Annotated in this window: 21 protein-coding genes; 13 read left to right on the forward strand and 8 right to left on the reverse strand. The window is 66.9% G+C overall.

The genetic code is table 11. The features are described 5' to 3' along the window. Positions 1-82 precede the first annotated feature (82 nt). From pyrG to JO391_RS01595, 3 genes are all read right to left on the reverse strand, one after another. The gene (pyrG, locus tag JO391_RS01585; protein ID WP_220662473.1) at positions 83-1726 is read right to left on the reverse strand and encodes a CTP synthase; all 1644 of its coding nucleotides are present in this window, start codon (positions 1724-1726) and stop codon (positions 83-85) included. 160 nt (positions 1727-1886) lie between these two features. Next, positions 1887-2294: a preprotein translocase subunit SecG gene (secG, locus tag JO391_RS01590; protein WP_220662474.1), complete on the reverse strand. Its 408-nt coding sequence runs from the start codon at positions 2292-2294 to the stop codon at positions 1887-1889. 69 nt (positions 2295-2363) lie between these two features. Next, positions 2364-2759, reverse strand: a complete 396-nt coding sequence (locus JO391_RS01595) for a DUF6524 family protein (RefSeq protein WP_220662475.1) — start codon at positions 2757-2759, stop codon at positions 2364-2366. Between the two features lie 225 nt (positions 2760-2984). Here JO391_RS01595 and JO391_RS01600 point away from each other — a divergent pair, with 225 nt between their 5' ends. Together JO391_RS01600 and JO391_RS01605 are read left to right on the forward strand one after the other, a co-directional pair. After that, positions 2985-4277: an adenylosuccinate synthase gene (locus tag JO391_RS01600; protein WP_220662476.1), complete on the forward strand. Its 1293-nt coding sequence runs from the start codon at positions 2985-2987 to the stop codon at positions 4275-4277. Positions 4278-4280: 3 nt separating this feature from the next. Then, positions 4281-4526, forward strand: a complete 246-nt coding sequence (locus JO391_RS01605; protein WP_220662477.1) for a DUF2842 domain-containing protein — start codon at positions 4281-4283, stop codon at positions 4524-4526. A gap of 27 nt (positions 4527-4553) precedes the next feature. Here JO391_RS01605 and JO391_RS01610 read toward each other — a convergent pair whose 3' ends face one another. Beyond that, positions 4554-6881, reverse strand: a complete 2328-nt coding sequence (locus tag JO391_RS01610; protein WP_220662478.1) for a hypothetical protein — start codon at positions 6879-6881, stop codon at positions 4554-4556. A gap of 141 nt (positions 6882-7022) precedes the next feature. Here JO391_RS01610 and JO391_RS01615 point away from each other — a divergent pair, with 141 nt between their 5' ends. Continuing rightward, positions 7023-7715, forward strand: a complete 693-nt coding sequence (locus tag JO391_RS01615) for a thiamine diphosphokinase (protein ID WP_259444787.1) — start codon at positions 7023-7025, stop codon at positions 7713-7715. Here JO391_RS01615 and JO391_RS01620 read toward each other — a convergent pair. From JO391_RS01620 to JO391_RS01635, 4 genes are all read right to left on the reverse strand, one after another. After that, positions 7663-8601 (reverse strand): DMT family transporter, encoded by a 939-nt coding sequence (locus JO391_RS01620; protein ID WP_259444788.1) that lies wholly within the window; start codon positions 8599-8601, stop codon positions 7663-7665. The two genes, JO391_RS01615 and JO391_RS01620, sit on opposite strands and share 53 nt — an antisense overlap. Before the next feature lie 83 nt (positions 8602-8684). After that, positions 8685-10064, reverse strand: coding sequence for an L-serine ammonia-lyase (locus tag JO391_RS01625; protein ID WP_220662479.1), 1380 nt, complete (start codon positions 10062-10064; stop codon positions 8685-8687). Positions 10065-10071: 7 nt separating this feature from the next. Further along, on the reverse strand, positions 10072-10734 hold the full coding sequence (locus tag JO391_RS01630; protein WP_220662480.1) for a glutathione S-transferase family protein: 663 nt from the start codon (positions 10732-10734) through the stop codon (positions 10072-10074). Between the two features lie 102 nt (positions 10735-10836). Beyond that, a complete protein-coding gene (locus tag JO391_RS01635) occupies positions 10837-12189 on the reverse strand; it encodes an Nramp family divalent metal transporter (RefSeq protein WP_220662481.1) in 1353 nt (450 codons plus the stop codon). Positions 12190-12542: 353 nt separating this feature from the next. On the opposite strand from JO391_RS01635, the gene rpiA reads away from it, so the two are divergent. The 10 genes from rpiA (at position 12543) to JO391_RS01685 (ending at position 22796) form a co-directional block, all read left to right on the forward strand. Continuing rightward, on the forward strand, positions 12543-13334 hold the full coding sequence (gene rpiA / locus JO391_RS01640) for a ribose-5-phosphate isomerase RpiA (protein ID WP_220662482.1): 792 nt from the start codon (positions 12543-12545) through the stop codon (positions 13332-13334). Positions 13335-13336: 2 nt separating this feature from the next. Then, positions 13337-14695, forward strand: a complete 1359-nt coding sequence (gene gor, locus JO391_RS01645) for a glutathione-disulfide reductase (RefSeq protein WP_220662483.1) — start codon at positions 13337-13339, stop codon at positions 14693-14695. Between the two features lie 66 nt (positions 14696-14761). Then, positions 14762-15946, forward strand: coding sequence for an FtsH protease activity modulator HflK (hflK, locus tag JO391_RS01650; RefSeq protein WP_220662484.1), 1185 nt, complete (start codon positions 14762-14764; stop codon positions 15944-15946). Beyond that, the gene (hflC, locus tag JO391_RS01655) at positions 15946-16836 is read left to right on the forward strand and encodes a protease modulator HflC (protein ID WP_220662485.1); all 891 of its coding nucleotides are present in this window, start codon (positions 15946-15948) and stop codon (positions 16834-16836) included. The genes hflK and hflC overlap by 1 nt, the downstream gene beginning before the upstream one ends. Beyond that, a complete protein-coding gene (locus JO391_RS01660; protein ID WP_220662486.1) occupies positions 16833-17027 on the forward strand; it encodes a DUF2065 domain-containing protein in 195 nt (64 codons plus the stop codon). The genes hflC and JO391_RS01660 overlap by 4 nt, the downstream gene beginning before the upstream one ends. A gap of 195 nt (positions 17028-17222) precedes the next feature. Next, positions 17223-18620 carry a DegQ family serine endoprotease gene (locus JO391_RS01665; protein ID WP_220664399.1) on the forward strand — a complete coding sequence of 466 codons (1398 nt, stop codon included), beginning with the start codon at positions 17223-17225 and terminating at the stop codon, positions 18618-18620. 249 nt (positions 18621-18869) lie between these two features. Continuing rightward, the gene (locus JO391_RS01670; RefSeq protein ID WP_259444789.1) at positions 18870-19967 is read left to right on the forward strand and encodes an ABC transporter ATP-binding protein; all 1098 of its coding nucleotides are present in this window, start codon (positions 18870-18872) and stop codon (positions 19965-19967) included. 58 nt (positions 19968-20025) lie between these two features. After that, entirely contained in the window at positions 20026-21102 is a 1077-nt protein-coding gene (locus tag JO391_RS01675; RefSeq protein WP_220662488.1) for an ABC transporter substrate-binding protein, read from the forward strand. 56 nt (positions 21103-21158) lie between these two features. Further along, a complete protein-coding gene (locus JO391_RS01680; protein ID WP_220662489.1) occupies positions 21159-22406 on the forward strand; it encodes an ABC transporter permease in 1248 nt (415 codons plus the stop codon). Between the two features lie 6 nt (positions 22407-22412). Beyond that, positions 22413-22796 (forward strand): hypothetical protein, encoded by a 384-nt coding sequence (locus JO391_RS01685; protein ID WP_220662490.1) that lies wholly within the window; start codon positions 22413-22415, stop codon positions 22794-22796. The last annotated feature ends 2 nt before the right edge of the window (positions 22797-22798 follow it).

Here is a 22798-nt window from a genome sequence, read left to right on the forward strand (position 1 = left end):
AGTTAACCGATCGTGAATGCGGTCGGATAACTTATTGATTTTACTTGGTTCGGAAAGGCGTCCGAGCTCGGACGCCCCCGGCCTACACTAGCCGCTCGGCCTCCTTGGCCGCCCGGATGAAGTCGGCGAACAGGGGATGCGGGGCGAAGGGCTTGGACTTCAGCTCCGGGTGGAACTGGACCCCGATGAACCAGGGATGGTCCTTGACCTCCACGATCTCCGGCAGCCGCCCATCCGGCGACATCCCCGAAAACATCAGCCCGCAGCTCTCCAGCTGGTTGCGGTACTGGATGTCCACCTCGTACCGGTGCCGGTGCCGCTCCTCGATGGTGGTCGCATGATAGACCTGGGCCACCTTCGACCCTTCCTTCAGCATCGCGGTATAGGACCCCAGCCGCATCGTGCCCCCCTTGGCATCGTCGGCCTTGCGGGTCACGGTATGATTGCCCTGCACCCATTCCTTCAGGTGATAGACCACCGGCGTGAACCTTTTCTCGCCCTTCTCGTGGTCAAACTCCTCGGACCCCGCGTTCTTCAGCCCCACCAGGTTCCGCGCCGCCTCGATCACCGCCATCTGCATCCCAAGGCAGATACCCAGGTAGGGGATCTTCTTCTCGCGGGCGAACTGCGCCGCCTTGATCTTCCCCTCGGTCCCCCGCTCGCCAAAGCCGCCGGGCACCAGGATGCCGTGGAAGTTTTCCAGCCACGGCGCCGGATCCTCCCGCTCGAAGATCTCGGCGTCGATCCACTCCGCCTTCACGCGGGTCCGGTTCGCCATGCCGCCATGGGTCAGCGCCTCGGCAATGGATTTGTAGGCGTCCTCCAGCTGGGTGTACTTGCCCACGATGGCTACCCGCACCTCGCCCTCGGCATTGGTCAGCCGGTCCATCACATCTTCCCACCGGGCGAGGTTGGGCTTCGGTGCCGGCTGAATGCCGAAGGCGTCCAGCACCGCCTGGTCCAACCCCGCCCGGTGATAGGCCAGCGGCGCCTCGTAGATGGTGCGCAGGTCATAGGCCGGGATCACCGCTTCCTTCCGCACGTTGCAGAAGAGCGCGATCTTCTCGCGCTCGCGGTCGGGGATCGGGTGCTCCGACCGGCAGACCAGCACATCAGGCGCGAGGCCAATGGACTGCAACTCCTTCACCGAATGCTGCGTCGGCTTGGTCTTCAGCTCGCCGCTGGCTGCCAGATAGGGCAGCAGCGTCAGATGCATCAGGATGCACTGCCCGCGCGGCCGTTCGTGGATGAACTGACGGATGGCTTCAAAGAAGGGCAGCCCCTCGATGTCGCCCACCGTTCCGCCGATCTCGCACAGCATGAAATCGGTCTCGTTGTCGCCGACCTTCAGGAAATCCTTGATCTCGTTGGTGACGTGCGGGATCACCTGGATGGTCTTGCCCAGATAGTCGCCCCGCCGTTCCTTCTCCAGCACGTTGGAATAGATGCGGCCTGACGAGATGGAATCCGACTGCCGCGCCGACACGCCGGTGAAGCGCTCGTAGTGGCCCAGGTCCAGGTCGGTCTCGGCGCCGTCGTCTGTCACGAAGACCTCGCCGTGCTCGAAGGGCGACATCGTGCCGGGGTCGACGTTCAGATAGGGGTCCAGCTTGCGCAACCGCACCGTATAGCCCCGCGCCTGCAACAGCGCCCCAAGCGCAGCCGATGCAAGGCCCTTGCCAAGCGAGGACACAACGCCGCCGGTAATGAAGATATAGCGCGCCATCGCAGGCTCCCGTGGCTGGTTTCAATCGGGCGATTCGGGCATGGGAATCGCAGCATCACGGGAGTCGGGATATAACTCAGGCGGGCCGCCTGCGCAACCGAGGCCGCAAGATGATGTCGGGTCTATTGCCGAAGGGGCAAAAGGTTGTGGTAGCGAAGGCTCAGTTGCCGGCCGGCGCCGGCGCGGCAGGCGGGGCCGCCGGGGCTTCGGCCGCGGGCGGCGCGGCGGGCGCGTCGGTCGAGGCTGGAGGCAGCAGGTCGGTGCCAAGCGGGCTGTCGGTGGACGGCGCCTCGACCGGGGTGGCCGGTGCGGTGCCGCCGAACTGGTCGATGACCGAGGCGGTGCTCGACCCCTTGGCGGCCAGGATGGTCAGCGTGATCGAGGTGGCGATGAAGGTCACGGCCAGCGCCCAGGTCACCTTTTGCAGGGCCGTGGCCACACCGCGGCCCGTCATCGTGCCACCGGCAGAACCCATCCCCAGGCCGCCACCTTCGGAGCGCTGCAGAAGCACCACGCCCACAAGCAGGAGCGCGACGATAAGGTGGATGGCGAGGACGACGTTTTCCATGGACGGACCCTTCGGTTCCGTGCCCATTTAGGGGAAAGCGTCCCGGCCCGCAAGGCGCGACCGGAAAGCTCAGTCGTCGATGTCGTCCACCGTCGCCTGGCCGGTCAGCCGTTGCTTGATCAGCCCCCAGGACAGGCCGGCCGCAAAGACCACCGAAAGCGCCGCGATGCCCAGCCACATGCGTACATCGCCGTTCGAAAGCGACAGCATCCCCCAATCCTCCAGCACCCAGACCGTGCAACCGAAGATGGCGGCGATCACCACCATGCCAAAGCTGCCGATCGAGTTGAGCGTCGCACTGATCGCAATGGCATAGCCCACCAGCAGAAGCAGCCCCATCAGCACCGTCAGGGGCAACTGGTCGTGCCAATGCGTCCCTGCCCAGGCGACATAGTTTGCGCCGGTCGGGTTTACGGTGGCGGCCAGCAGCAGGAAGGCCGCCAGCCAGCGCATGAAGATGCCCATTCCAAGGCTCCAAGGCTCCGAGGCTCGAACCATGTTTCAGATGCCGCGCGCGGGCGGCCCTGTCCAGTGGCCGGGCGGCACGCAGATGCAGCCTTCGGCCCCGCTGTCTCTGATGGGCCACGGCGGCGGGCTGCGGCAGGGCGGCCCGCCCGCGCTTTTGCGGTTTCGCTGCGCGATGCCCGCCGGTATAAGCCCCACGGCTTTCCAAGGATCGGAGGATCGGCCATGGCCAATGTCGTCGTCGTGGGCGCCCAATGGGGCGACGAGGGGAAGGGCAAGCTTGTTGACTGGCTTTCCGAACGCGCCGACGTGATCGCGCGCTTTCAGGGCGGTCACAATGCGGGCCACACGCTCGTCATCGACGGCACGGTCTACAAGCTGTCGCTCCTGCCCTCGGGCATCGTGCGCGGCGGCAAGCTCAGCATCATCGGCAACGGCGTGGTGCTGGACCCCTGGGCGCTTCTGGCGGAAATCGAAAAGCTGACCGGGCAGGGGGTCGAGATCGGGCCGCACAACCTTATGATCGCCGAGAACACCCCGCTGATCCTTCCCGTGCATGGCGAGCTGGACCGCGCGCGCGAAAGCCAGAACTCGGTCGCCAAGATCGGCACCACGGGGCGCGGCATCGGCCCGGCCTATGAAGACAAGGTCGGCCGCCGCACCGTGCGCGTGGCGGACCTGGCCGACGAGGCGACGCTTGATCTTCGCATCGGTCGCCTGCTGACCCACCACAACGCGCTGCGCGCCGGCCTTGGGCTGGAGCCGGTGGACGCGGTGGCGCTGAAGGCCGCCCTGATGGAGGTGGCTCCGAAGATCCTGCCCTACGCCGGCCCGGTCTGGAAGGTGATGACCGAGGCCCGCCGCGCCGGGAAGCGCATCCTGTTCGAAGGCGCGCAAGGCTCGCTTCTGGACGTGGATTTCGGCACCTATCCCTATGTGACCAGCTCGAACACGCTGGCCGGCATGGCCGCCACCGGCACCGGGCTTGGCCCGACTGCGGTTGATTTCGTCCTGGGCATCGTGAAGGCCTATACCACCCGTGTCGGGGAAGGCCCCTTCCCGACCGAGCTGTTCGATGCCGATGGCGATCGCCTGGGCGAGCGCGGCCATGAGTTCGGCACCGTCACCGGGCGCAAGCGCCGCTGCGGCTGGTTCGATGCCGTGCTGGTGCGCCAGACCTGCGCCACCTCGGGCGTGTCGGGCATCGCGCTGACGAAGCTGGACGTGCTGGACGGGTTCAAGACGCTGAAGATCTGCACCGGCTACGAGCTTGACGGTCAGATGCTGGACTACCTGCCCACCGCCGCCAACCTCCAGGCCCGCGTGAAGCCGATCTATGAGGAAATGGAAGGCTGGTCCGAATCTACCGCTGGTGCCCGGTCCTGGGCGCAGTTGCCCGGTGCGGCGATCAAGTACGTCCGCCGCATCGAGGAACTGATCCAGTGCCCCGTCGCGCTGCTGTCCACCTCGCCGGAGCGCGACGACACGATCCTTGTCACCGACCCCTTCGCCGACTGAGCCATGGCGCTTGGCTACAAGACCCGCAAGCGGCTGGCGATCCTGATCCTTCTGGTCGGGATGCCCCTCTATGTCGTGGCGGCGGTCACGCTGGTCGGCCTGTTCGACCGGCCGCCGCTCTGGCTGGAATTCCTGATCTATGTCGCGCTTGGCATCGTCTGGATCCTGCCGCTGCGAACGATCTTCCGAGGCGTCGCGCAGGCCGATCCGGATGAGAAAAAGGCGGAAGGGCAGGACCCTTCCGCCTGAGGCTTTCCCCGTGCGAGCAGAGCCGGGTCAGCCGTTGATCTTTCGCGCCTCGGTCAGGAAGCGCGAGCCTTCGTTCACCGCGAACTGCCCGCGCTTGATCTTCTCGATCCGGCCTTCGCGCAAGAGCCTTCCGAAGGTGCGCAGGCTGTCTTCGCGCGGAATCTCCACGCCCCGCGCGGCCGACAGGTGCTTGATCAGGTGCGGGCGCGAGAAGTGGGGCCGTCCCTCGACCGAGGCGGTATAGGCCGCGGCGGCCTCCATCAGGTCGGGCAGGCTGCGCACACCCAGCTTGTCGGCGAACTCCACGAAGCCGCGGGTGTCGGCAAAGCTGGTGCTGTCTTCCTCGTCCTCATCGTCATCATCCGCCTGCACGGCCAGCGCGGCCGAGGTCACGCGGCGCGGCCGCACCGGCGACACATGCACCGGCGGCTGTGCCGGGGTCGCGGGGGCCGGGCGGTCGATGCGCTGTTCCGACACCAGGACCAGAGGCGCGGGCCGCTCGCCGCGCAGGCCGGGCGCTTCCGGGCGCACGGGGCGCACGGCACGGGCCAGGTCGTCGCGGTAGGGTTCGGCGCGCGCGGCCTCGGTCGAGGCCGGCTTGCCGCGGGTCAGCCGCTCCGCCACGGTCGCAGCCACGGCGGCCTTCAGATGCGCGATGGCCGACAGGCGGCGCTTGGCGTCCGGTCCTTCCATCTCGGTATTGGTCTGGGCGATCAGCCGGTTCAGCGCGGCATCGTCCGACTCGACCTCCAGCTTGCGGCGCGGCTCGGCCATTTCGGCCTGCACCTGCGGCGCGGGGGCTTGGGGTTCGGCTTGCGACGGCTCGACATCGGCGCGACGGATGCGCACCACCCGGGCGCGGGCGCGCTGCAGCTTTTCCCCGGCCTCGGGACGGACGGGCACCAGTTCGGCAGCCTGTTCGCCAGTCTGCTCATCGGCCACATCGTCCAGCTCTGTCGCGCCGGTCGCCGCGGCAACTGTCACCTCGGCCTCGGGCGCCTCGGCAAGTTCCTCCGCCAGAGGCGCCATCTCGTCCGCGGCAACGTCCAGGACCTCGACCGCCGAAACCTCGACCGCCGCAACCTCGACCACCGCAACTTCGGCTTCCGGCTCCACGACCTCTGCCGCCGCGATCTCGGCGTCCAGCCCTTCGACGTCCGCCAGCTCGGTCTCGACGGCCTCGATCTCGACCGGCTCGGTCAGGGCGATCTCGCCATCCATCTCGGCCGCCTCGGCCTCGGCGCTGCGCGAGTCATCTGCCAGGTTGCCGATCAGGCTCTCCAGGTCGATGTCCACGGTTGCAGCGTCCGCTGCTGCCGCCGGCTGGGCCGGCGCCGCCATGGTGTCGGTGTCCCCGCCATAGCTCGCGATCAGCGCGGAAAGGTCCAGATCGCCAGCCAGGTCGACCGGCTCGGTTTCCGGGAGGATATCTTCCACATCGTCCGGCAGCGCGTCGCCCTCGGGGAACAGTTCCTCGATGGAATGGGCCGGTTCGGCCTTGGCCGGGGCAGGCTCCTCGTCGATGGAGCCGCCAAGCGCATCGCTCAGTGCGCGCGCCGCCTCGTCGTCCAGTTCCGAAGCAAGGTCCTCGGGCAGAGCAAGGGCAACCGGCGCGAGTTCGGCAGGTTCGGCCTCTGCCACTTCAGCCAGTTCAGTTTCCACCACAGCGGCTTGATCTGCCACGACATCGGCCGCGACTTCGGCCGCGACTTCGGCCACGGCTTCCTCGGTTGCGGCTTCCGCCACAGCAGGCAGCTCAACCTCGGCGGCCGGGGCCTCTGCCTCGACCAAGGCAGGCGCGGCGGGGTCCACGACGGCAGGCGCCTCATGCTCCACGGCCTTCTCGGCTGCCATGAAATCGGCAAGACCCGGATCGGGCAGCAGCGCCTCGGCCTCGTCGGCCAGCGCAACTTCGGCCACCGACGCCGGGGCCGCCTTGGCAGCGCGCAGCTTCGACAGCTTGGCCGCCACGCTCTCCGTCACCGCGGCCGCCTGCGGCGCAGGGATCACCGCCGGGGAGACGACCTCGGCGGGCGAAACGGCAGGCGAAGCAACGGGGGCAGGCGCCGGTTCGGCCAGTCGGGCCGCCGGTGCGGCCTCGGCCTCGGCCCGCAGGATCACGCCATTGTCCTGAACCCGCGCCTCGACCCGGCGCTGCATCTCGCGCTCGGCGATGCGATGCAGCATGGCGGGATCGGGCTGCGGCGGTTCCGCGCCGAAGAAGCGGTCCTCGGCGGCAAGGTCGCGGAAATATTCCGCGATCGCCTTCATGGTGTTGAAGGGGTCGTCAAAGCCTTCAAGCGTGCACGAAAACGTGCCGTAGGATACCGTAAGGATCTTGCTCGCACCGATCATGCTCGGTCGCCTTCTGCCAACTATGGTCCCTTGAACCTTGCTGCCTTCCTGTGCAAATCCGTGGACAGAACGGGGTGATTTCGGGGATTGATTGTGGCTCTGTCACCCGCCCTGTGCCGCAATTCAAAACAGTAGCGCGTCTTGAGACCGATTGTCGAATCCCTGAATGGCGTGACCCTCATCGGCGGCGGCCCTGTCGGGCGGCGAGAATTGATGCAGGCGCTGCGCCGTGCACCGGATGTCGTGGCGGTGGACGGCGGCGCCGACGCTGCCTTGGCCGCAGGGCTCAACCCATTGGCTGTCATAGGAGATTTCGACTCGATCTCGGATGCCGCCCGCGCCGCCATAGACCCGGCCCGCCTGCATCCGATCCCCGAACAGGCCACGACCGATTTCGACAAGGCGCTGCGGTCGGTCACGGCTCCCTTCGTTCTGGGGGTCGGTTTTCAGGGCGCCCGACTCGATCATGGCCTGGCCGCCCTGAACACAATGCTGCGCCGGCCAGATCGGACCTGCCTGCTTCTGGGGCCGGCCGATGTGATCTTCCACGCTCCGCCCCGGCTTCGGTTGACCCTCGCCCCCGGCGACCGCCTCTCGCTCTTTCCCATGCGGTCCGTCACCGGTCAAAGCCGTGGGCTGCATTGGCCGATCGACGGTCTGGACTTCGCGCCGGACGGCATGATCGGCACCTCGAACCGGGTCTGCGAATCCGCGGTCGAATTGATGTTCGACGGGCCGGGCATGATCGTGATCCTGCCGCGCGCCCGTCTGGATTCCGCGCTCAGGGCGCTGGTGCCGGGGTGGCGCGCGCCGCGCGCTGCTCGCGTTGGATGACGTAGAGCCCCGATCCCACGATGATGACGATGCCCGCCCAGGTCAGCAGGTTCGGGAAATCGCCGAAGACCGCATAGCCCAGGAACACCGCCATCGGCAGTTCCAGGTAGTGCAGCGGGGCCAGCGTCGCGGCGGGGGCGTATTTCATCGCGATGGTCATGCACAGGTGGCTGACCGCCGCCCAGAAGCCCACGCCGAACAGCCACAGCCAGTTCAGCGCATCGGGTGCCACCGGGTCCAGGCTTTCCACGCCCGTGCCGTTGAAGGCCCACAGCACCGGCAGGCACAGCACCACCCCGGCCAAAGAGGTCAGGAACTGGTTCGTCACCGGATGCACCCGGTTCGACATCGCCTGCGTCGCGATCTCGTAGAAGCTGAACGACAAGGCGCAGCCAAGCGGGAACAGCGCGACCAGGCCATAGCTGGCCAGCGACGGCTGGATCACCAGCAACGCTCCCAGGAACCCCACCGCCGAGGCGGCGATGCGGCGCGGGCCGACCGGATTGCCGAAGATGAACCAGCCCAGGAACATCAGCATGAAGGGCATGACGAAGACGATGGCGATGGCATCGGCAATCGGCATGAAGGCCACCGCAGCGACAAAGCAATAGGTCGACAGCATCAGGCAGAACGCCCGGAACAGCAGGAACCCAAGGTCGCGCCGCGAACAGCGCCAGTCCAGCCGCATCGCCAGCATCACCGGCAACATGCACAGGCCCTGGAACACGAAGCGCGCGGCAACGATCTGGCCGACCGGGATGGCATCAGTGGCCAGCTTCGACGACACGTCCAGAAGCGGCGCGGTGATGCAGAAGGCGACCATCAGCAGCAGGCCGCGCATGGTCGTGTCGCCGGGGCGGCGCAGGGGCATCGAAGGGGAGGTCATGATCCTTGGCTAGGCGGGTCGGACGGCCCTGTCCACGCCGAAAGCGGCGCGCCGCGCCGGTTTCAGCCACCGGCCAAGCGGGATCAGCAGTTCGGCACGTTCACCGCCAGCCCGCCAAGCGAGGTTTCCTTGTACTTCTCGTGCATGTCGTGGCCCGTCTGGCGCATCGTCTCGATGCAGACATCCAGCGAAACCAGATGCTGACCGTCACCCCGCAGCGCGAGGCTCGCCGCCGAAACTGCCTTGATCGCGCCCAACCCGTTGCGCTCGATGCAGGGCACTTGCACCAGACCCTTCACCGGGTCGCAGGTCATGCCCAGGTGATGTTCCAGTGCGATCTCGGCCGCGTTCTCCACCTGTTCGGGCGTGCCGCCCAGCACGGCGCACAGCCCCGCCGCCGCCATCGCCGCCGCCGACCCCACCTCGGCCTGGCAACCGCATTCCGCCCCGCTGATCGAGGCATTGTGCTTGCACAGCCCTCCGATGGCCGAGGCCGTCAGCAGGAACTCCCCCACGCGGGCCTGCGAGGCGCCCGGCACATGATCCAGCCAGTAGCGGATCACCGCCGGCACCACCCCCGCCGCGCCATTCGTCGGCGCCGTCACCACCTGGCCCCCGGCGGCGTTTTCCTCGTTCACCGCCATCGCATACAGGCTCATCCAGTCGTTGATGGTATGCGGCGCGGTCATGTTCAGCCCGCGTTCCGCCATCAGCGCCTCGTGGATGCCCTTGGCCCGCCGCCGGACCTTCAGCCCGCCCGGCAGGATGCCATCCGTCACCATGCCGCGCCCGATGCAGGCGTTCATCACCTCCCAGATGCGGGCCATGCCGCGGTCAAGCTCTGCCGCCGACCGGAACTTCAACTCGTTCGCCCGCTTCATCTGCGCGACCGTCAGGCCCGAGGCCTTGGCCATCGCCAGCATCTCCTCGGCGCTTTCAAAGGGATAAGGCACATCCGCCCGCGCCTTGGCCTTGGCGCCCCCCGCCTCGGCCTGTTCGGCCTCGGTCACCACGAAGCCGCCGCCGATGGAATAATAGGTCTCCTGCAGGATGACGTCGCCTTGCGCATCGGTCGCCTTCAGGATCATGCCGTTGGCATGGCCGGGCAGCGAGGGGCCATAGTCGAACACCAAGTCCCGCTCCGGGTCGAAGGCCAGCGCCGGCAGGCCCGGCGGGTGGATCGTCTTCTCTGCCCGGATCGCCGCAAGCGTCGCCTCGGCCTTGGACGAGTCATAGGTCGCCGGTTCGAACCCGGCCAGCCCCAGGATCGTCGCACGGTCCGTCGCATGGCCCACCCCGGTAAAGGCAAGCGAGCCATGCAGCGAGGCTCTCAACCCCTTCGGGTGAAAGGGCGACCGGCGCAACAGGTCCAGAAACCGCGCTCCGGCCACCATCGGGCCCATCGTGTGGCTTGAAGACGGGCCGACGCCCACCTTGAAGATGTCGAAGACCGAAAGGAACATCAGGGCCTCAATAGGCGGGGTTGGTAAAGATGGTCGGGCCAAGCCCCTCGTCCGCCGCCACTTCCAAAGCGGCGGGCCGCGCCTCCAGCATGGCGAATACGCGGTGCAGGGCGGGGAACTCGGCGCTCGCGATCCGCCCCGGATGGCCCGGCGGGAAAGTCGAAAGCCAGCGCACCAGCATTCCCAGATACCAGCCCATCAGGCTGGGCTCACCCGCCGGCATCCAGGCCGGCGATCCCGCCGCCGCCTGGTCCAGCGCCGTCAGGCAGAACCGCACGCGCTCGGCCGCCCGCGGCACCAGCGCCTCCACCGCCTCGGGTCCGGCGACCCGCTCGGGGTAGAACAACTCCATCTCCGAGGCATGCAGGTTGGTCGAGGTGAAGAACAGCCATTTCAGGAAGGCCGCGCGCTCGTGCGACCCCACCGCCGGGGCCAGATGCCCATGCCGGTCTGCCAGATACAGAAGGATCGCCGCCGTCTCGAACATCGGCCCGTCCGGGGTGTCCAGCACCGGGATCTTCCCTAGCGGATGCAACGCCCGATAGGCCGGGCTGGCCAACTCGCCCCCGTCGCGGTCCACCAGCCGCAATTCATGCGGCAACCGCAGGTCGGCCAACACCAGCCGCACCGCCAGCGAGGCCGTATCCGGCGCATAGTGCAATACATACATGGCCCGGGCTCCCCTTCAGACTGGCCCGACTATGCCCGCACGCACCGCCCTTGCGCGGCCGGAATGCGACATGGTGTCGGGAACAGGCGTCGCCCGCGCGGTTCAGCCCAGGCCGAAGAAATCGACCAGCAGCTTCACGTTCAGCACCACGATCGCCGCCGCAATCACCCAAGCCAGCCCGGCAAGCCAGATCGGTGCCACCAGCGCGCCCATCTTGGCGCGGTTGGTGGTGAAACTCACCAGAGGGATCACCGCAAAGGACAGCTGCAAGGACAGCACCACCTGCGTCAGGATCAGCAATTCCGCCGTCCCCTGCGACCCATAAAGGATCGTCACCGCCGCCGCCGGAATGATCGCCAGCCCCCGTGTGATCATGCGCCGCACCACCGGAGTCAGGCGCATCTGCAAGAAGCCCTCCATCACGATCTGCCCGGCCAGCGTCGCCGTCACCGTGGAATTCAGCCCGCAGGCCAAGAGCGCGATGGCAAACAGCGCCGGCGCCGCGGTCGAGCCAAGCAGCGGCCCGATCAGCACATGCGCCTCGCCCAGTTCCGCCACCCCGGTCTGCCCGCTGGCATGGAAACTCGCCGCCGCCAGGATCAGGATCGAGGCATTGATGCACAGCGCGAACATCAGAGCGATGGTGGAATCCAGCGTCGCCAGCTTCAGCGCCTCGCGGCGCTCCGGCAGGCTGTCGCCCCAGGCACGGGTCTGCACGATGGCCGAATGAAGGTACAGGTTGTGCGGCATCACCGTGGCGCCCAGAATGCCAAGCGCCAGGTACAGCATCTCGGGGTTGCGCACGATCTCCACGGTCGGCGCAAAGCCCACGATCACCGCGCGCCAGTCCGGGTCGGCCATGGCGATCTGGATGATGAAGGCCACCGCGATCACGCCAAGCAGCACGATGACAAAGGCCTCCAGCCAGCGGAACCCCCTGTTCTGCAGCCAAAGGATCAGGAACACGTCCAGCGCCGTGATCAGGACACCCAGCTCCAGCGGAATCCCGAACAGAAGGTTCAGCCCGATGGCCGTGCCGATCACTTCCGCAATGTCGGTCGCCACGATGGCCAGTTCCGCCAGAATCCACAGCGGCACCGCCACCCATTTGGGATAGGCATCGCGGCAGGCCTGCGCCAGGTCGCGCCCCGAGGCCACCGCCAGCCGCGCCGACAGCGATTGCAGCACGATGGCCATGATGTTCGAAATCAGCGCGACCGTCAGCAGCGTATAGCCGAACTGCGATCCGCCAGCGAGGCTCGTCGCCCAGTTGCCGGGGTCCATGTAGCCCACGGCCACCATGTAGCCGGGGCCGAGGAAGGCCAGCACCTTGCGCCAGCCCCCCTTGGGCACCGGCACCGACCTGTGAACCTCGGACAGCGGGGCCGTGCCGCGCGCCTGCCGCCAGCCGTTTGCCGCGTCCGGCTCTGTTTCGCTCGGTTGAAGGGGACTCACGGCGGGCTTTCTGAGATTGAGAACTATTCGCAACCTAAAGAGATGCGGCACCCTGTCAAGGCGGATCGAAGGAAGATCGCGCGGCAGGACAAGGGGGCAACCCCGCCGGCTTGCGCCCAAACCTTCCCCGCGGGGAAGGTTTCAGGCAACCGGTCGGCGCGCCCGCCCCATCCCGCCTCGCCGGACCGGGCGCCAGATCACCCGGCAGGGCAGGGGGCAATCCCGCGTGGGCACCGCGAAAACCTTCCCCGCGGGGAAGGTTCCGCAACCGGGGCGGCCGGTCCGCGGCCCAGATTGCCCCTCGCGCGGCGCCCAAGCCTTGCCTATAACCCTTGCAGCCGCAGGAGGTGCCCATGCCCGCCGACCTATCTCCCATCGACAAGGCCAAGTTCGTCGCGGCCCGGCGTGCCGTGGGCTATGTCGAAAACGGCATGAAGCTGGGCCTCGGCACCGGTTCGACTGCCGCCTGGATGGTGCGTTGCCTGGCCGAACGCATTCGCGACGAAGGCCTGCGCGTGGTGGGTGTGCCCACCTCGACCCGCACCGCAGAACTCGCCCGCCAGTTAGGCGTGCCCGTCACTTCGCTCGACGATGCCAAGTGGCTCGATCTTACCATCGACGGCGCGGACGAGGTCGATCAGGGCCTCAACCTCATCAAGGGCGGCGGCGCGGCGCTCTTGCAGGAAAAGATCGTCGCCACCGCCTCGGACCAGATGATCGTCATCGCCGACTGGGCCAAGGACGTGGCACAACTTGGCGCCTTCCCCCTTCCGGTCGAGGTCATCCCCTTCGGCTGGCAAACCACAAAGGCGCTGGTCGAGGAACTGCTGGTCAGCCTCGATGTCCTGTCGCATGACGTGACGCTGCGCATGAACGGCGACCGGCCCTTGGTCACGGACGAGGCCAACTACATCCTCGACCTGCACCTGCGCCGCATCGGCAACCCCCGGCAATTGGCCATGGTGCTGAACCAGATCCCCGGCGTGGTGGAGAACGGTCTGTTCATCGACATCTGCGACATCGTGATCTTCGGCCATTCCGACGGGCGGGTCACGGTGCGCGACATCAACGAAGGCACGGTGGAAGACAGCCGCGTGCTGATGGCGGGCGAAGACAACATCTTCGCCGATCTCGGAGATCTCTGACCATGCCCTTCGACGTCGATCTCTTCGTCATCGGCGGCGGGTCCGGCGGCGTCCGTGCCGCCCGCATCGCCGCAGCCGAAGGCGGAGCGCGCGTGGCGCTTGCCGAAGAAAGCCGCATGGGCGGCACCTGCGTCATCCGCGGCTGCGTGCCGAAAAAGCTGATGGTCTATGCTTCGTCCTGGCCCGATGCCGTGGCCGATGCCCGCGCCTACGGCTGGGACGCCACGCTTGGCGCATTCGACTGGCCGCGCTTCCGCGCCGCGCTGGCGGCCGAGCTTGCCCGGCTGGAAGGCGCCTACCGCAACACGCTGAAATCGGCGGGCGTCACCATCCACGACGCCCGCGCCACCATCATCGACCCGCATACGGTGGAACTTTCCACCGGCCAGCGCATCACCACCGCGCATATCCTCATCGCAACCGGCGGCCGCCCCTTCGTGCCCGACATCCCCGGCGCCGAACATGCCGTCGTCTCCGATGCAATGTTCGACCTGCCCGAACTCCCCAAGCGCGCCCTGATCGTCGGCGGCGGCTACATCGCCAGCGAATTCGCCTGCATCCTGCACGGGCTTGGCGTCCAGGTGACGCAGGCCTACCGCGGTGCCCAGATCCTGCGCGGCTTCGATGACGAGGCGCGCGGCCATGTCGCAACCGCGATGCAGGAACGCGGCATCCGCATCCACTGCGGCACCGATGTGCTGGCGCTGGAACGCGATGCGCAGGGCATCCGCGCCAAGACGACCGATGGCCACACCGACCATTTCGACCTGGTGCTCTATGCCACGGGGCGCCGCCCCAACACCGCCGGCCTGGGGCTGGAAAACACCGGCGTCCGCCTCACCCGCGGCGGCGCGATCGAGGTCGATGCCTACAGCCAGACCGCCGTGCCCTCGATCTTCGCCGTGGGCGACGTGACCGACCGAATCAACCTCACCCCCGTCGCCATCCGCGAGGGCCACGCCTTCGCCGACACCGTGTTCCGCGGCGTGCCCACCATGCCCGACCACGATCTCGTGGCCTCGGCCGTCTTCACCCAGCCCGAGCTTGGCAGCGTGGGACTCACCGAAGAACAGGCCCAGGCCCGCGGCGGCGTCCTCGTCTATGCCGCCAGCTTCCGCCCGATGAAGACGCTGTTCGCCGGCAGGCCCGACCGCGTCATGATGAAGCTGATCGTGGAGGAGGAAACCCGCAAGGTCCTTGGCTGCCACATCGTCGGCCCCGACGCGGGCGAGATGATCCAGCTTGCCGCCATCGCGGTGAAGATGGGCGCCACGAAAGAGGATTTCGACCGCACCGTCGCGGTCCACCCCACCATCGCCGAAGAACTTGTGACGATGCGCAAGCCCGCACGTCGTCACTGACCTGCCGCTTGACTTCGCGGCCCGGATGCCCAGTTAAGGCAGAACGAAACGGCAAGGGAACGGCAGATGGCTGGCAGCGGAGGCCCCTGGGGCGGCGGCGGAGGTGGCGACGACCGGGGACGGGGCGATGAGGGGCGAGACCGTGGCGGTCCGCGCCGGCCTGGCAACGACAACCCGATCCCCGAGATCGACCAGCTGGTCAAGAAGGGCCAGGAACAGCTGCGCGTCCTGATGGGCGGCAAGCCGAAGAACGGCTTCGGCGGCGGCGGTGGCGGCAATCAGGGTGGCAGCGGCCCCCTCTTTTCCCGCCAGGTCATTGCGCTGGCGGCCCTGGGTGCGGTGGCGCTCTGGGGCTTCATGTCCTTCTACACCGTCCGCCCCGAAGAACGCTCGGTCGAGCTGTTCCTCGGCGAATTCTCGGGCATCGGCGAGCCCGGCCTGAACTTTGCGCCCTGGCCCCTGGTCACGGCGGAAATCGTCCAGGTCACGGGCGAACGCACGACCGACATCGGCACCGGGCGCGACGACCAGCCCGACAACGGGCTGATGCTGACGCGCGACCAGAACATCGTGGACATCGGCTTCCAGGTCGTCTGGAACATCAACAACCCGGCCGATTACCTGTTCAACCTGGCCGACCCGGCCGACACGATCCGCGCCGTCAGCGAAAGCGCCATGCGCGACATCATCGCCCGGTCGGAACTGTCGCCCATCCTCAACCGCGACCGCGGCGTCATCGCCTCCGATCTGCTCGCCTCGGTCCAGTCCACGCTCGACAGCTACCAGTCCGGCATCAACGTGGTCCGGGTGAACTTCGAAAAGGCCGACCCGCCCCGCGAAGTGATCGACAGCTTCCGCGAAGTGCAGGCCGCGCAACAGGAACGCGACCGGCTGGAAAAAGAGGCCGACGCCTATGCCAACCGCGTCACCGCCGGAGCCCGCGGTGAAGCCGCGCGCCTGGTCGAGGAATCCGAAGCCTATCGCGCCCAGGTGGTCAACGCCGCCGAGGGCGAGGCAAGCCGCTTCCTCGCTGTCTATCAGGAATACGTGAAGGCCCCCGACGTGACCCGCAAGCGGATGTATCTGGAAACCATGGAGCAGGTGCTGGGCGGCATGAACAAGGTCGTGCTCGACGGTGTGACCGGCCAGGACGGGCAGGGCATCGTGCCCTTCCTGCCGCTGAACGAACTGGCCAAGCCCGGCGGCGCCGCCGCCGCGGCAACCGCCACCCAGCAGGGGACCGGCAACTGATGAAGCGCGCAACCTACATCCTTCCCGCCCTCGTCATCGCCGCCGCCGTGGCGCTCGCCTCGATCTTCATCGTGGACGAACGCGAACGCGCCCTCGTGCTGCAGTTCGGCTCGGTGAAATCGGTCAAGGACGAACCGGGGCTCTACTTCAAGATCCCCTTCATCCAGGAAGTCGTCCGCTATGACGGCCGCATCCTCGGCCTGCCCACGCAGCCGCTGGAAGTCACGCCGCTGGATGACCGCCGCCTTGTGGTCGATGCCTTCGCCCGCTGGCGCATCACCAACGTGATCGAGTTCCGCGAAGCCGTCGGCCCCGGCGGCGAACAGGCTGCCCGCGACCGGCTGGACCGCATCATCAATTCGGCGATCCGCCAGGTTCTTGGTTCGGTTCCCAGCCAGCGCGTCCTGTCGGAAGACCGTACCTCGCTGATGAACCAGATCCGCGACCAGTCCCGGCGCGAGGCCGAGGCGCTTGGCGTCGATGTCATCGACGTGCGCCTGACGCGCACCGACCTGCCGGAACAGAACCTCGCCGCCACCTTCGCCCGGATGCGGGCCGAGCGTGAACGCGAAGCCGCGGACGAGATCGCGCGCGGTAACGAAGCGGCGCAGCGCGTGCGCGCCTCCGCCGACCGGACCGTGGTGGAAGTCACCTCCGAAGCCCGCAAGCAGGCCGAAGTGATCCGAGGCGAGGCCGATGCCGAACGCAACCGGATCTATGCCGAAGCCTTCGGCCAGGACCCGGAGTTCTTCGCCTTCACCCGCTCGCTCACCGCCTATCAGCGGGCGCTGCCGGGCTCGAACTCCTCGATGGTGCTGTCGCCTGATGGAGAGTTCTTCAACTATCTGAACAGCGAGCGGGGGAGTGCACCCGCCCAGCCGGCGCCGTGAGACTGCTTCTCACAGGCATAGGACTTGTTCTTGTCGTGGAGGGGCTGGCCTGGACGCTGGCCCCTTCGCGCATGGAAGAGGCGCTGCGCCTCATCGCCAGCCTCTCGCCGGACCAGCGCCGCGCGCTTGGCCTTGGCGCCATGGCGCTCGGCATCCTCATCCTTGCGACCTTGCGTCACCTCGCGGGCTGATTTCAATCTCTCACGCCCAAGTGACGCGCCGCGACCGGGTTTGCATTGCGCAATTGCTTGGCGCAAGGTTGATAAACGGCAGGATACAGCCGGTCGCCGTGCCCGTGCAGACCGGCAGATGTGGAAGAGGAGCCCGCCTTGATTTCAACCCAACTCGCCCTGCCGCGCATCGGCCCGGCCGTGACACGCACCCTGATGGCCGTCCTTTTGGGAACCGCGCTGATCGCCGGCCAGCCCGACATGGCCGCCGCCCGCGGCGCACCCGAAAGCTTTGCCGATCTGGCCGAACAGATCAGCCCCGCCGTGGTGAACATCACGACCTCGGCCGTCGTCGCCGCCTCCACCGAGGATGGCCCGATGGTTCCCGAAGGCTCGCCCTTCGAGGATTTCTTCAAGGATTTCCAGAACCCCAACGGTGAGCCCGAAGCCCACCGGTCCGAGGCGCTCGGGTCGGGCTTCGTGATCTCGGAAGACGGCTACATTGTCACCAACAACCACGTCATCGAAGGCGCCGACGAAATCCAGGTCGAGTTCTTCTCGGGCGAAAAGCTGGATGCAAAGCTCGTCGGCACCGACCCCAAGACCGACATCGCGCTTCTGAAGGTCGACAGCGACACGCCGCTGCCCTTCGTCAAGTTCGGCAACTCCGACCTGATGCGCACCGGCGACTGGGTGGTTGCCATGGGCAACCCGCTTGGCCAGGGCTTCTCGGTTTCGGCCGGCATCGTCTCGGCCCGCAACCGCGCGCTCTCGGGCACCTATGACGACTATCTGCAGACCGACGCCGCCATCAACCGCGGCAACTCGGGCGGGCCGCTGTTCAACATGGATGGTCAGGTCGTCGGCGTGAACACCGCGATCCTGTCGCCGAACGGCGGGTCCATCGGCATCGGCTTCTCGATGGCCTCGAACGTTGTGTCCAAGGTCGTGGATCAGCTCAAGCAATATGGCGAAACCCGCCGTGGCTGGCTGGGTGTCCGCATCCAGGACGTGACCCCTGACGTGGCCGAGGCCATGGGCCTGGCTGACGCCATGGGCGCGCTTGTGACCGACGTGCCGGATGGCCCGGCGAAGGATGCCGGGATGCTGTCGGGCGACGTCATCACCTCGTTCAACGGCTCGGAAATCAAGGATGTCCGTGACCTGACCCGCCGTGTGGCCGATGCGCCCATCGGCGAGGGCGTGCAGGTCGTTGTGCTGCGCGAAGGCAAGTCGGAAACCCTGTCGGTCACGCTGGGCCGGCGCGAGGAAGCCGAAGCCGTGCCCGCGGCGGCCAAGCCCGAGGCGGTCGAAAAGGAAGCCGAGGTCCTGGGCCTGACCCTTGCCCCCGTCACCGAGGAAATGCGCGACCAGCTGAAGCTGCCGGTCGGCACCGAGGGTCTTGTCGTGTCGAAGGTCGATCCGGTTTCGGAAGCCTTCACCAAGGGCATGCGCCAGGGCGATGTCATCACCGAGGCCGGCCAGCAGGCCATCACCTCGATCTCTGACCTGAACAAGCGGATCGAAGAGGCCAAGGAGGCCGGTCGCAAGTCGATCCTGCTGCTCGTCCGCCGCGACGGCGATCCGCGCTTCGTGGCCCTCAGCCTCAGCTGATCTCGGGCACAGAACCAGAAGGGAAGGGGGCGGCCGTCCATCGGCCGCCCCTTTGCCTTTTCCCCATGCGACAGGATTCCGCACTGCCGCTTATGCGGGCAAAGGTGCCGGATTCTGACCCTGCGCGCCGGAATGCGACGTTAGATGGAGGGGGCGACAAGGCTGTTGCATTGTGCAGGTGCATTGGTTTTAGTCAGTCTCAACCAAAGCGCGGGACAACCCGCCGACCCACCGGGGAGAACGGAAGACGTGGCGGACAAGGATGACGCCTTCGTGGTCTTTGACCACGTCCAGAAAAGCTATGATGGCGAAACCCTGGTCGTTAAGGATCTGAACCTCACCATCGCCAAGGGCGAGTTCCTGACCATGCTTGGCCCGTCCGGTTCGGGCAAGACCACCTGCCTGATGATGTTGGCGGGGTTCGAGACCGCCACGCATGGCGAGATCACGCTGGATGGCCGTCCCATCAACCAGGTGCCGCCGCACAAGCGCGGCATCGGCATGGTGTTCCAGAACTACGCGCTTTTTCCCCACATGACCGTGGGCGAGAATCTGTCCTTCCCGCTGGAGGTGCGCGGCATGGGCAAGGACGAGCGCGAGGTGAAGATCAAGCGCGCGCTCGACATGGTGCAGATGGGCGCCTTCGCCGCCCGTCGCCCGGCCCAGCTTTCCGGCGGTCAGCAGCAACGCATCGCGCTGGCCCGTGCGCTGGTCTTCGACCCGAAACTCGTGTTGATGGACGAACCGCTCGGCGCGCTGGACAAGCAACTGCGCGAACACATGCAGTTCGAGATCAAGCACCTTCACGAATCGCTCGGCATCACCGTGGTCTACGTGACCCATGACCAGGGCGAGGCGCTGACCATGTCGGACCGCATCGCCGTGTTCAACGACGGCCGCATCCAGCAGCTTGCGCCGCCCGCCGACCTCTACGAACGCCCCGACAACAGCTTCGTCGCGGGCTTCATCGGCGAAAACAACAAGCTTCCCGGCACCATCGAGGAGCTCACCGGCGACAAGGCCGTCGTCCGCCTCGCCACGGGCGAGCTGATCGACGCCACCGCCGTCAACGTCAAGGGCAAGGGCCAGAAGACCCTGGTCTCGATCCGGCCCGAACGGGTGGAGTTCAAGCCCGAGATGATGCCCCAAGGCGCCCACACGCTCGACGCCACGGTGGTCGAAGTGATCTACATGGGTGATATCCTGCGCGCCGTGCTTCACGTGGCCGGCACTACGGATTTCGTGATGAAGATGCGCAATACGCTTGGCCAGACCAGGTTGGAGCCGGGCCAGAAGATCCGGGTCGGCTGGCATCCCCAGGATGCCCGCGCGCTTGACCCGATGTGATCCCCGGTCGCACCGCGGCGGGGCAAGGAAGAGAACGACTTCAAACAGGGAGCTTGCAATGAAGAAAATCCTGATCCTCTCCACCGCCCTCACCGGCTTTGCCGTCGCGGCCCAGGCCGATGTGACGGTGATGTCCTGGGGCGGCGCCTATGGCGGCGCGCAGACCGAAGCGCACCTGAAGCCCTTCACCGCCAAGACCGGCATCGCGACCGTCATGGTCGACAGCGACAACCCCGCCACCCCGATCAAGGCCATGGTCGAGGCCGGCAACGTCACCGTCGATGTCGCCTCGGTCGAATATGCCGACGCGATCCGTCTGTGTGACGAGGGCCTGCTGGAGCCGATCGACATCAACGCGCTGCCCGCCGGCGCCGATGGTACCCCGGCTTCTGAAGACTTCCTGCCCGGCGCCGTGACCGAATGCGCCGTCTCCACCGACATCTGGGCCAACGTCTACGCCTACGACACCACCAAGTTCCCCGAAGGCGCCGCGCCCACCACCGTGGCCGATTTCTTCGACCTGCAGAAGTTCCCCGGCAAGCGCGGCCTGAAGAAGGGCGCCAAGGCCGTTCTGGAACTCGCGCTGATGGGTGACGGCGTGCCCGCGAACGAGGTCTATGCCGTTCTCGCCACCCCCGAAGGTGTGGATCGCGCCTTCGCCAAGCTCGACACCATCAAGGGCGACGTGGTCTGGTGGGAAGCAGGCAGCCAGGCGCCGCAGCTTCTGGCCGATGGCGAAGTGGTGATGACCACCGCCTACAACGGCCGGATCTTCAACGCCGCCATCGCCGAGGGCAAGCCCTTCAAGATCGTCTGGGACGGCCAGATCTACGAAAACGAAATGTATGCGATTCCGAAGGGCGCGCCCAACAAGGACCAGGCGCTGGAATTCATCGCCTACGCCACCTCGACCGAGGGCCTGCGCGCTCAGGCGCAGCAGATCTCCTATGGCCCGGCCCGCAAGTCGGCCATGAAGGAAGAGCTGATCTTCAACGACGGCAAGACGGTCATGGCGCCCCACCTGCCCACCGCGCCAGAAAACATGACCAATTCGCTGGAATCCTCGTTCGAGTTCTGGGTCGACAAGGACGCAGAACTGAACGAGCGCTTCAACGCCTGGCTGGCGTCGAACTGACCTGATCCTGCGGGAGGCCTCGCGGCCTCCCGCTTCCTGACGACCGGGAATTGCCGATGGCCGATGCCGCCCTTCCGCTGACCACTGCCGACGGCCGCCCGCTGAAAACGGCCCTTGCAGCCGCCCAGGCCCGCGCCCGGCGCCGCGCCTTCCTCCTGGTCCTGCCGCTCCTCGCCTTCGTGATCCTGACCTTCGTGATCCCGATCGGCCAGATGCTGCACCGCTCGATCCATCACGACGGCTTCTCTGCCAACGCCCCCGCGGTTTCGGCCTGGTTCGCCGCCAATCCCGCCGGCGCTGCCCCCGACGAGGCGGCCTATGCCGCGCTGGCCGAGGATTTCAAGGCGATGAAGGCCGCCAAGACGGCCGGAGAAGCCGGCACCCGCGTCAACTACACCCTGCCCGAAAGCCGCTCGCTCTTCACCAAGACCGCGCGCGATGCCGACGACCTGGCCCCGCCCTACAAGGAGGCCTTCCTTGCCATCGACCCCAAATGGGGCGACCCCGCGGTGTGGGAAGCGATGCGCACCTCGTCCAGCGCCTATACCGCCGATTTCTACCTGATCGGCGCCGATCTGGAACGCGGCCCCGATGGCAGCATCCACCGGGTTCAGGAAAACCAGCGCATCTACATCTATCTCTTCGTCAAGACCTTCGTGCTGTCCGCCGTCATCACCGGCATCTGCCTTCTCTTGGCCTTCCCGGTGGCGCATCTGCTGGCCACCCTGCCGATGGCCAAGGCCAACCTGCTGATGATCCTGGTGCTTCTGCCGTTCTGGACCTCGCTTCTGGTGCGCACCACCTCGTGGATCGTGCTCCTGCAGGGGCAGGGCGTGGTGAACGAGATGCTGATTGCCATGGGCTTCATCGGCGACGATGGCCGCCTCAAGATGATCTACAACCAGACCGGCACGATCGTCGTGATGACGCACATCCTGCTGCCCTTCATGATCCTGCCGCTTTATTCGGTGATGCGCGTCATCCCGCCCAGCTATGCCCGCGCCGCCCGCTCGCTTGGTGCGACCTCCTGGACGACCTTCCGCCGCATCTACCTGCCGCAGACGCTGCCGGGCATCGGCGCGGGCTCGCTGTTGGTCTTCATCCTGGCCGTGGGCTACTACATCACCCCGGCGCTGGTCGGTGGGGCGGATGGCCAGCTCTTCTCGAACCTCATCCAGTTCCACATGTCCAAGTCGAACTGGTCGATGGCCGCCGCACTCTCTGCCATGCTGCTTCTGGGCGTCTTGCTGCTCTACTGGCTCTACGACCGCCTCGTTGGCATCGACAACCTGAAGCTGGGTTGACCTGCGATGACCGAAACCTCCGCCGACAGGGAAGCACTCTACACCAAGGCCCGCGCCGAGATCGCGCTGCTGGCGCTGCTTGGCGGGCTTCTCGTGCCGACTTTCCTCAGCCTGTTCCTTGCCGAAACCGGCCTTGGCGCGCGCAAGGTCGCGCTTGGTGTCGTGGGGGCCAGCTTCCTCGGGCCGGCCCTTCTGTTGAAGGGGCCGCTCGCGGCAAGGCCCGTCCTCGGCATCCCGCTGACCGCGGCCTGCACCGGTGCTGCCGCCCTGGTGACAACCGGGAACGCGCTGCTTGCCGGTCTTTGCGCGGCGGTCGGTGCCCTGGCCGCGCTGGCCTTCTACCGCATCCGTTCCAACATGAACTACCGCCCGCGTCTCAGGGGAGAGTGATC

It is taken from the genome of Neotabrizicola shimadae (assembly GCF_019623905.1).
Lineage (GTDB): Bacteria > Pseudomonadota > Alphaproteobacteria > Rhodobacterales > Rhodobacteraceae > Neotabrizicola > Neotabrizicola shimadae.